Origin of the sequence: Streptomyces sp. NPDC017520, from assembly GCF_044329855.1 — a bacterium.
Classification (GTDB): Bacteria; Actinomycetota; Actinomycetes; order Streptomycetales; family Streptomycetaceae; genus Streptomyces.
In genome coordinates this window covers 1-9,825 of the sequence record NZ_JBIRKB010000038.1, presented here as the reverse complement: position 1 = coordinate 9,825, position 9,825 = coordinate 1, and the positions used below count along the sequence as shown (strand labels likewise).

Sequence of the window (9,825 nt, the reverse complement as noted above, 5' to 3'; positions counted from 1 at the left end):
GTGGGGGGGGGGGGGGGGGGGGGCGCCCCCGGGGGGGGGGGGGGGGGGGGGGGGCCCCCCCCCCCCCCCCCCCCCCCCGCTCGCGTCTCCGCGCTCTCCCGTCCCACCGCTACACCGGTTTCGGTGACGGCTCCCGTGCGGCGGATTCCGGTTGTGCCGCGCTGTCCTTGGCGAGCAGTACGGCGATGAGCGCGGCGCCGAGGACGAGCAGCCCGGCGGCGATGGTGAGCGTCAGGGAGAACCCTTCCGTCGCCGCGCGCGACGGGCCGACGGAACCGGTCAGCTCCTCGCTGCGCCGGGTGGCCACGGAGACCAGGACGGCCAGCCCCACGGCGCCGCCGATCTGCTGCACCGAGCTGAGGATCGCCGAGCCGAGGCCGGCGTTCTCCTCGTCGGTGCCCCAGACCCCGGCGATGGCGAGGGCGGGGAAGCCGAGGCCGGAGCCGAAGCTCACGACCAGCATGCCGGGCAGCACGCCGGTCGCGTAGCTGTCGTCCGGCGACACCCCGGAGAGCAGCAGGAGCCCGCCCGCGCTGATCAGGAACGCCAGTACCAGCGCCCACCGCAGCCCGAGCCTGACCGCCAGGCGGGAGGAGCACCAGACGCCGGTGAGGATGCCCGCGCCGTAGGGCAGAAAGCCGAAGCCGGCCTTGAGCGGCCCGTATCCCAGCACCGTCTGCAGATGCAGCATCAGCAGGAAGGACAGGGAGAAGAAGGCGGCGGCGAAGAGGAGGCCCACGGCGTTGGAGACCGCGCGGATCCTGACGGAGAGGAAGGACAGCGGGATGAGCGGATCCGCCGTGCGTGCCTCGACCAGGAGGAAGAGGGCCCCCAGGGCGATGCCGAGCAGCAGCGGCGCCACGACCGGCAGGTCGCTCCACCCCGCCCGCTCGGTCTGGAGCAGGGCGTAGACCAGGGAGACGACGGCGCCGGTGCCCAGCAGCGCGCCCGGGACGTCCAGCCGGGTCGGGCGGTCGGTGCGGCTCTCGCCGACCAGGCGGGGCAGGAGCACCAGGGCCAGGACGGCGACCGGCAGATTGATCAGGAAGATCCAGCGCCAGGACGCCAGCCCGGTGAGCGCCCCGGAGATCACCACCCCGGTGGTGCCGCCCAGACCGGCGATGGCGCCCCAGATGCCGAGCGCCTTGGCGCGCTCCGCGCGGCCGGGGAAGAGCAGGGTGATCAGCGCCAGGGCCGCCGGGCTGGCCATGGCCGCGCCCGCCCCCTGGGCGAACCGTCCGGCCACGAGCTGCCAGGGCTCCTGGGCGAGTCCGCAGAGCAGGCTCGCGGCGCCGAACAGGGTCACGCCCCAGAGGAAGACCCGGCGGCGGCCGATCAGGTCGCCGAGGCGGCCGAAGAGCAGCAGCAGTCCGCCGAAGGCGAGGAAGTACGCGTTGGCGACCCAGGTCAGGTCCGTGGTGCTGAAGCCGAGGTCGCTCCTGATGCTGGGGAGGGCCACGTTCACGACGGTGTCGTCCAGCACCAGCATGAACTGGACGAAGCAGAGAACGACGAGTGCGGCCTGGCGGCGGGGCTGCTGTGCGGATATCACCCGATGACGCTATGGAGGGGGCGTCATTCGCCACAATGGCTTGACCGGCCATATACCCGGGGTGGGTATCAAGCCCCGGCGGGCGCGGGCGAGCCCGGGCGGGGTTCCGGTCGGACGGGGCGAGCTTTGGCGTGGCTGGTCTAGACCTTGACAGGTCCAGACCAGGCGGGCTTGGGTGGTGGCCCGTCATGTCGGCCTGCCGGGACGCTCGGTGTGCCGCGCCGAAGGAGTGAGCAGCCCTGAACCGCGTCGATCGCCCTGTTCGCCTCGATCGCCTTGTCCGCATCGATCGCGCCAAGAGGTTCCTGACCGTCCCGGCGGCCCTGGCCACCCTCGCCGCCGCTCTCGTGACGGCGGCCCCCGCCGTGTCGGCCGCCGCCTCCGCCGACGGGCCCTGCGCGCCGCTCCACAGCGCGTCGGCCGACTACCGCGCCGGGGACACCGTCTCCCACCACGGGCGCAACTGGAGCGCCAAGTGGTGGACGCGGGGCGAGAATCCGGGGGCCGGGTCCGCCTGGTCGGACCGGGGCGCCTGTACGGGAGGGGTGTCCGACTTCGTCATCAGCGAGCAGCGGTTCGACGAGATCTTCCCGGACCGCGACCCCTTCTACACGTACCAGGGCCTGATCGACGCGCTGCGCGCCTATCCGCGCTTCGCCAACGTCGGTACGCCGCAGACGCGGGCCAGGGAGGCGGCGGCGTTCCTGACGCACGCGGACTTCGAGTCGGTGGGGCTGAAGTACGTCAAGGAGATCAACGAGGCCAACTACTGGCGCAAGTGCGACGACACCCAGCCCTTCGGCTGCCCGGCGGGGCGCGAGGCGTACTACGGGCGCGGCCCGATCATGTTCAGCTGGAACTTCAACTACAAGGCCGCCGGGGACGCCCTCGGGCTCGACCTGCTGAACGATCCCTGGCTGGTCGAGCGGGATCCGTCCGTCGCCTGGGCCACCGCCCTCTGGTACTGGAACACCCAGAACGGCCCCGGCACCATGACGTCCCACGACGCGATGGTCGGCGGCGCCGGCTTCGGCGAGACGATCCGTTCGCTCAACGGGGCTCTGGAGTGCGACGGCGGCAACCCGGGGTCGGTGACCGCGCGGGTGGAGCGGTACGAGCGCATCACCGGCATCGTCGGAGTGGCCCCGGGCGCCGGACTCAGCTGCTGAGCCCCTCGGGACTGTCGTTCGGAGCCGTCCGCATGCTGGGCGGGCCGGAAGATTTTACCTTCGGTTCCGCCGCCGTTCGCGGGGGCAGCGGATGGACTTCCCGCGCAATAGCGGCTGTTGAGGGCCCTCTTGACGTGATCGCCCCGCTCGGCGGCGGCCGGAACCGGTGGAACCGGCATCTTCTCCGAGGATGGTCTAGACCTTGACAGGTCCAGACCATCCTCGCTTGAGTGTCGGCACCCCCACTGCGGCGCAGGCCGGACGTCGCGCCGCGTCCAAGGAGTGTGATCACGTGATCCGACGTGTCATGAGTCTGCTGGTCGCGCTCGCCGCGATCGTCGCGGCGCTCGTCGTCCTTCCCGCCACCACCGCGCAGGCAGCCACCTGCGCCACGGCCTGGAGCTCCTCCTCCGTCTACACGAACGGCGGCACGGTCTCGTACAACGGCCGCAACTACACCGCGAAGTGGTGGACCCAGAACGAGCGTCCGGGCACGTCGGACGTCTGGGCCGACAAGGGTGCCTGCGGCACCGGCGGCGAGAACCCGGGCGAGAACAACGGCTTCGTCGTCAGCGAGGCCCAGTTCAACCAGATGTTCCCGAACCGGAACGCCTTCTACACGTACAAGGGCCTCACCGACGCCCTGAGCGCTTTCCCGGCCTTCGCCAACACCGGCAGCGACGAGGTGAAGAAGCGCGAGGCCGCGGCCTTCCTCGCCAACGTCAGCCACGAGACCGGCGGGCTGTTCTACATCAAGGAAGTCAACGAGGCGAACTACCCGCACTACTGCGACACCACGCAGTCCTACGGCTGCCCGGCCGGCCAGGCCGCCTACTACGGCCGCGGCCCGATCCAGCTGAGCTGGAACTTCAACTACAAGGCCGCCGGTGACGCCCTGGGCATCAACCTGCTCGCCAACCCGTACCTGGTGGAGCAGAACGCCGCCGTGGCGTGGAAGACCGGCCTCTGGTACTGGAACACCCAGAACGGCCCCGGCACCATGACCCCGCACAACGCCATCGTCAACAACGCCGGCTTCGGCGAGACGATCCGCTCGATCAACGGCGCCCTGGAGTGCAACGGCGGCAACCCGGCGCAGGTCCAGAGCCGCATCAACAAGTTCACGCAGTTCACCCAGATCCTCGGCACCACCACCGGTCCGAACCTGAGCTGCTGACCGCTCCAACGCACCTCACCGGCCCGTGAGGGCTGGTGAGGGGCCCCTGAGGACCCCATCCGAAACGGGGGTGCGTCCGGCTCACGCCGGGTGCACCCCCGTTTCGGCGTTCGGACATCAGGTGCGGTTCAGCGCCGCCCGGAGCGTGACGCCGTGGTGCAGGCGCAGTTGGCGCAGCTCGGCGTAGGACAGTGCGGTGACGGAGAGCGGCGGGCCGACGAGGAAGAGGATGCGGAGCAGCACCGGGATGCCGGACATCGGCGGATCGGCGAGCTGGATGACGAAGAGCGTCCACACCAGGAACGGCGAGACCAGCGGGGGCAGTGTCTCGTGGACGTCGGAGAGGCGGAAGACGGTCACGACCGCGAACGCCGTGCCGATGATCAGGAACAAGGCGGCCACGCCGTAGGACGGCAGGAGCACCAGCATGGTCAGCAGCATCGGCACGATGTCGAAGTCCTCGACGGCGGTGCGCCCGATGGCGGGGCTGACCACGAAGGCCAGGTAGTAGACGCCCGCCAGGGTGCCCACGGCCGTGAGCGGGCCCGCTATCCGGCTCAGGTAGAGGCCCCGGTGGGTGCCTTCGGCGGCCAGTATGAAGACGAACAGGATGACCGGCACGGCGAAGACCAGGATCGTCGCGGCCAGGATCAGTTCCTCGAACTTCGCCCGCAGCGGGTCGTCCGCCGATCCCCAGTAGGCGATGGTGATCCAGATGACCGCGACCGTCCCGACGAGGGAACGTGCGACCTGGAGAGCGGTGATCGTCTCGTCGACGATCCGGTCGGCGCGTTTCGGCTTGAACACCATCAACGCCGCCTGGAACAGCCGCGCGAACAGCTCCTGTCCGTTCATGTTCGCCCCCCGTGACTCGACATGGCTTGCTGTGACTCCGCGTTGCTCTCAACCGCCGCTTAGCATAGTGAGGTTGACGAGCACTCGCCCTCACCCCAACTACGGCTTCACCGACATCAGCAGGTGCCGGTGGGCGTCCGTGCCCGCCTCGTCCGTGATCATCGCGCGCTGGCCGGCCCCCAGCAGCAGAAGCCGCAGGGACGGCTCCGTGAAGGAGGCCAGGGCGTCCGCCAGATAGCCGGGGTTGAAGGCCACGGTCAGCTCCTCGGCCCCCTCCAGGGCGGCCGGCAGCCGCTGGGACGCCACGTCGTCCTCGTAACCCGCGCGGAGAGTTACGGAGGCGTCGGCGCGGGCGAAGGTCAGCTGCACCGGGCTGTCGCCGTCGGCGACGACGGAGACCCGCTTGACGGCCTCCGTCAGCCGGGCCCGGTCCACCACCGCGACCGCCGGGTCCGCCATCGCGAACAGCTTCTCGTGGCGCGGCAGGCGGCCTTCCAGCAGCCGCACCGTGGTCCGCGTCCCGGCGTGCTCGAAGCCCGCCGAACCGGCGTCCAGAGCCACGCTCACGAGCCCGGACCGGTCCAGGGAGCGGGCGATCTCGGTGAGGCGGCGGGCGGAGACGATGACGTCGGCGCTCTCGCCGGGCGTGGTCGCCTTCCACGGGAGGGTCCGTACGGCGAAGCGGTACCGGTCGGTCGCGGCGAGCGTCATCGTGTCGCCGTCGAGCTCCAGCCGGATCCCGGTGAGCGCGGGCAGTGTGTCGTCACGCCCCGCGGCCACCGCCACATCGGCCACGGCCGCCGCGAACAGCCCCGCGTCCACCGCGCCCCGGACCTGCGGGAGCGGGGGCAGCGCGGGGTAGTCGTCCAGCGGCAGCACGGAGAGGCCGAACCGGGCCCCGTCGCCCGACACCGTGAACCTGGAGCCCTCCACGGAGCACTCCACGGGCCCCTCGGGCAGCACCTTGCAGATGTCCAGCAGCCGCCGCCCCATGACGAGCACCTTCCCGGGCCGCACGACCTCGGCGTCCACGTCGATGCGCGCGGACGCCTCGTAGTCGAGCCCGGAGATCCTCAGCGGCCCGCCCCCGCCCTCGCCCTCGTCCCTGGCCTCCGTGTCGAGCAGCAGCCCGCCCAGCACGGGGACGGGCGAGCGCACGGGCAGCACACGGGCCGCCCAGGACACGGCTTCGGTCAGGGCACTGCGTTCGATACGGAACTCCACGGGGGCCTCTCCTGGCACGTCGAAAGCCGGAGCCGGAGGCCGGCTCCCATGATGACGACGATAGGAGGCGCCACTGACAGTCGGCGCGGGGCGGGAGCCGACGACAGCGACCACCCCCGTGAGCCGCTGCCGCCGCGTTCCCCCGTGCCCGCGTTCCCCCGTGCCCGCGTTCCCCCGTGCCCGCGTTCCCCCGTGCTCGCGTTCCCCCGGCACCCGTGCCCCGGCACCCCCTGTTCCGGGGCCGTCCCCCGACGGACTGGAACACGTTCGGACCATAGAACGCAGGGTAGGGAGACGGGAGCTTCAATGCGCCCAGTGGGGCGGTCACCGGGGTATCGGTCCGCACAGTCAGCCGTGCGGGGCGGACCACCGGCGCCACGGCCGCGTCCAGGGCGGGAACGGGGAAACAGGTGCGAGCACGGGAGCGTGCGGACGACCTTCTGCTGATGCACCGGCTGGCCCGCACCGGCGGCACCGCCGAGCTGCTGCGCTGGCTGGCCGGGCGGGCCGGCGGCTGGGCCGGGCTCGTCGGCCCGGACGGGACGGTGCTGCACGCGGCGGACCGTACGGCACGGGCGGTGGCCCCCGACATCGCGGGGCTCGTCGCCGAGGGCGCGAGCGCCCTCACGGAGCGCGCGGCCCGGGCGTACTCCCTCGACACCGGCGCGCACACCGCCCTGCTGTTCCCCCTGAGCGCCGACGACCGCACCGCCCCCGTGCTCGCCGTCGTCACTCCCCGGCCCGCAGCGGCCGGGCTCGCCACCCTGCTCGCCGATGTGGTCCTGCCGCTGTCCGTGTGCCGACAGGCCGAGACCCTGGAGCGCAAACGCCGCCGGGTGGATCTCGCGGAGTCCCGGGGCCGGGAGGCGGTGCTGCACCTGCTGATGACGGGCCAGCTCTCCATCGCCCAGCAGGTCGCCGGTGCGCTGCGCCCCCGGCTGCCCGATCCGGTACGGGTGTGCGTCGTGGAGTGCTCGGGCGACGGCCGTGACGAGGTGGCCGGCGTCTGCGCTGACGCGGACGGCGCCCGGTCCTGGATCGTGCGGTGCCCCGTCTACGCCCGCCACCTCATCCTGGTGATGCCCGCGGAGGGGCCGGAGGAGGGGGCCGCCCCGACCGACGAGGCCGTCGCCGCCCAGGTCGACGACTGCGTCGTGGGCGTCAGCGAACCCGTGCCGCTGGCCGACACCGCGACCGGCTACCGCCAGGCCTTCCACGCCCTGGCCGTCGCCCGCGAACTACCGTCCCGCCACGCCCGGTTCGGCGTCTCGCCGGATCCTGCGTACGTCGTCGGACCGGCCGGGCGACAGTGGGCGAACAGCCTGCTGACCCCGCTCCTGACCCATGTGCCGCGCCGCGCACAGGACCCCGGGGCCCAGGAGCTGGCGGCCACGGCCGGCTCCTGGCTGGCGTTCTCGTCGCACGCGACCGATCACCTCAAGGTCCACCGCAACACCCTGGCCGCCCGGCTGCGGCTCATCGGCGAGCTGCTCGGCCTCGACCTGCACCGGCTGGCCGACCAGGCCGCCCTGGACCTGGCGCTGCGCGTCCGCGCCACCCCCGCCCCGGCGTGCACCGCCGAGCCCGCCCCGTACGCCCCCACCGGGGCCGGTACGCGAGAGGCCGCGCGGACGCTCGACGAGGTCCTGCGCCGCCCCGCCGTCCTGCACTGGGCCGACCAGCAACTGGCCCCCGTCCTCGGGTCCGAGGAGACCCTGCGTACCTGGCTGCGCTGCGAGGGCCGCCTGGGTCCGGCCGCCGCCGAGCTGGGCATCAGCGTGCCCGGCGCCCGCAAACGCCTCACCCGGCTCGAAACGGTCCTCCAGCGCTCGCTGCTCCGGCCTCCGAGCGCCCGCTACGACCTGTGGCTGGCGCTGAGGGCCCGCGACCTGGCTGCGGCGGCCTAGGGCCTGTCTGACGAATGATTACCCCGTGGACTCGCGGAGCCAGAGGATCAAGGAAGCCAGGACAACTCCGGCACGGTAGCGGTCGCCGAGCTTGTCGAAGCGGGTCGCGATCGCGCGGAACTGCTTGAGGCGGGCGAAGCACCGTTCGACGACGTTGCGGTCGCGGTAGGTGACCTTGTCGAAGGTCGGCGGCCGGCCGCCGAGGGCTCCGCGTCGGTGGCGGTTCGCCGCCTGGTCGCGGCGCTCGGGGATCGTGGCAGCGATGCCCCGGCGCCTCAGCAGATGGCGGATGGCCCTGCTGGAATACGCCTTGTCACCCAGCACACGGTCCGGTGTCGTGCGCGGGCGGCCCGTGCCGAGGCGCGGGGTGCGGATGCCGTCGAGGACCTGGCCGAACGCCGTCGCGTCGTTGACGTTGCCGGGTGTGAGCACAATCGACAGGGGTAGGCCCCGGCCATCGACGGCGAGATGGACTTTGGTGGTCAGTCCGCCTCGGGAGCGGCCGAGGGCCTGGCGCGCCTGCGAGCGGCCCGGATCTTCCCGTTCGTCCCCGTTCACATCCCCCTTTTGCGGGCGCCGACTGCGTGCTGGTGGGCTCGGTTGATGGTGGAGTCGACGGAGACGGTTCATTCCACCCGGCCCACCGCGTCATCGCGGACCTGAACGTGCTCCGGCAACCGTGCCCAGGTGCCGTCCGCCTCCCAGCGGGCGAACCGCTCGTAGACGGTCTGCCACGGCCCGAACCGGTCGGGAAGATGCCGCCACGGAGCCCCGGTCCGCAGCCGCCACAGCACCCCGTTGACCACCTGCCGGTGATCACGCCACGGACGGCCCCGTCCGTCCACCTGAGGCAAAAGGGGCTCTATCCGCCTCCATGCCGCTTCCGTCAACTCACCTCGGCCTGCCACAAGATCAATTATCAGACCGGCTATAGAGTCCTGCCCGTGGTGAATCATCAGGACGAGACCAGGACGGCCTACGACGGTGTCGTCGAGCTGTACGCGTCGCTGTTCGCAAACCGGCTGGAAACGCAGCCTTTCTCCCGGGCCATGATCGGCACCTTCGCCGAACTGGTGCGCGCGACGGGCAACCTGCGGACAGCGGACGTCGGGTGCGGTCCCGGACATCTGACAGCCATGCTGCACGAACTCGGCCTGGACGCCTTCGGACTGGACCTTGCCCCCGGCATGGTCGACCACGCCCGGCAGGCCCATCCGGCGCTGCGCTTCCAAGAGGCGCGGATGGAATCCCTGCCGATCGAGGACGCCGCGCTCGGCGGCGTGCTGGCCCACTACTCAATGATTCACACCCCTCCGGGGGAACTACCGGAGCTGCTCGCCGAACAGGTACGCGTCCTGGCACCGAACGGTCTGCTCCTGGTCTCCTTCTTCGGGACCGACGGACAAGTACCGGTCCGGTTCGACCACAAGGTGGCGCCCGCCTACAGCTGGCCGGTGGATCGCCTCGCCGAACTGCTGGGCGATGCTGGGCTCGATCCCTTCGCCCGGCTGCTCCACGATCCAGCCTCTGATCGGGGCTTCCTCGACACCCATCTACTGGCCCGCCGTTCGTAGCCACTGCCCAGTCCCCCCAGCCGATCGGCGCACCTCCGGATTGCCAGCTCAGCCGAATCTCCCTGATCAGACCGGAATTGTCAGACACCCCCTAGTCTTCTGAGTCAGGAATTCTGTTCAGATGTATAGGCTTGGTCTGTGGCGCGTACTGGGCGGCCGAAGGCCGAGTTGATCCTGTCGGGTGAGGAACGGGCCGCGCTCGAGGGGTGGGTGCGGCGTCGGTCCACGCCGCAGGCGTGGGCCTTGCGCTGTCGGATCATCCTGGCCTGCGAGGAGGGCGCTTCGAATAAGGACGTTGCTGCCCGGCTCGGCTCGACGCCGCATGCGGTGGGCCGGTGGCGGGCGCGTTTTGTCGAGCACCGGATCG

General features: G+C 71.6%; 8 protein-coding genes and 1 pseudogene. 5 read left to right on the top strand and 4 right to left on the bottom strand.

Annotation, left to right across the window (positions count from 1 at the left end; translation table 11 throughout):
- Positions 1-109: 109 nt before the first annotated feature.
- Positions 110-1,489 carry an MFS transporter gene (locus ACH4KB_RS37805; protein WP_398071617.1) on the bottom strand — a complete coding sequence of 460 codons (1,380 nt, stop codon included), beginning with the start codon at positions 1,487-1,489 and terminating at the stop codon, positions 110-112.
- A gap of 347 nt (positions 1,490-1,836) precedes the next feature.
- On the opposite strand from ACH4KB_RS37805, the gene ACH4KB_RS37800 reads away from it, so the two are divergent.
- Together ACH4KB_RS37800 and ACH4KB_RS37795 are read left to right on the top strand one after the other, a co-directional pair.
- Positions 1,837-2,721: a glycoside hydrolase family 19 protein gene (locus ACH4KB_RS37800; RefSeq protein WP_398071615.1), complete on the top strand. Its 885-nt coding sequence runs from the start codon at positions 1,837-1,839 to the stop codon at positions 2,719-2,721.
- 292 nt (positions 2,722-3,013) lie between these two features.
- Positions 3,014-3,898: a glycoside hydrolase family 19 protein gene (locus ACH4KB_RS37795; RefSeq protein WP_398071611.1), complete on the top strand. Its 885-nt coding sequence runs from the start codon at positions 3,014-3,016 to the stop codon at positions 3,896-3,898.
- 117 nt (positions 3,899-4,015) lie between these two features.
- Here ACH4KB_RS37795 and ACH4KB_RS37790 read toward each other — a convergent pair whose 3' ends face one another.
- Together ACH4KB_RS37790 and dnaN are read right to left on the bottom strand one after the other, a co-directional pair.
- Positions 4,016-4,753 (bottom strand): hypothetical protein, encoded by a 738-nt coding sequence (locus ACH4KB_RS37790; protein WP_398071610.1) that lies wholly within the window; start codon positions 4,751-4,753, stop codon positions 4,016-4,018.
- A gap of 99 nt (positions 4,754-4,852) precedes the next feature.
- A complete protein-coding gene (gene dnaN / locus ACH4KB_RS37785; RefSeq protein ID WP_398071608.1) occupies positions 4,853-5,977 on the bottom strand; it encodes a DNA polymerase III subunit beta in 1,125 nt (374 codons plus the stop codon).
- 446 nt (positions 5,978-6,423) lie between these two features.
- Between dnaN and ACH4KB_RS37780 the strand changes: the two genes are divergently transcribed.
- Positions 6,424-7,884 (top strand): helix-turn-helix domain-containing protein, encoded by a 1,461-nt coding sequence (locus ACH4KB_RS37780; protein ID WP_398071613.1) that lies wholly within the window; start codon positions 6,424-6,426, stop codon positions 7,882-7,884.
- Between the two features lie 18 nt (positions 7,885-7,902).
- Here the strand turns inward: ACH4KB_RS37780 and ACH4KB_RS37775 are convergent.
- Positions 7,903-8,792: pseudogene (locus ACH4KB_RS37775) on the bottom strand (IS5 family transposase).
- Positions 8,793-8,828: 36 nt separating this feature from the next.
- On the opposite strand from ACH4KB_RS37775, the gene ACH4KB_RS37770 reads away from it, so the two are divergent.
- Together ACH4KB_RS37770 and ACH4KB_RS37765 are read left to right on the top strand one after the other, a co-directional pair.
- A complete protein-coding gene (locus ACH4KB_RS37770) occupies positions 8,829-9,458 on the top strand; it encodes a class I SAM-dependent methyltransferase (protein ID WP_398071606.1) in 630 nt (209 codons plus the stop codon).
- A 138-nt stretch (positions 9,459-9,596) separates the two neighbouring features.
- Positions 9,597-9,825, top strand: a 229-nt coding sequence (locus tag ACH4KB_RS37765) for a helix-turn-helix domain-containing protein (protein WP_398071605.1), incomplete at its 3' end; no start/stop codon positions are given.

Bases quoted from the DNA above. Each gene is read 5' to 3' on its own strand.
- ACH4KB_RS37805 (WP_398071617.1), bottom strand. From the start codon at position 1,489: ATGCTGGTGCTGGACGACACCGTCGTGAACGTGGCCCTCCCCAGCATC.
- ACH4KB_RS37790 (WP_398071610.1), bottom strand. From the start codon at position 4,753: ATGAACGGACAGGAGCTGTTCGCGCGGCTGTTCCAGGCGGCGTTGATG.
- ACH4KB_RS37780 (WP_398071613.1), top strand. From the start codon at position 6,424: ATGCACCGGCTGGCCCGCACCGGCGGCACCGCCGAGCTGCTGCGCTGG.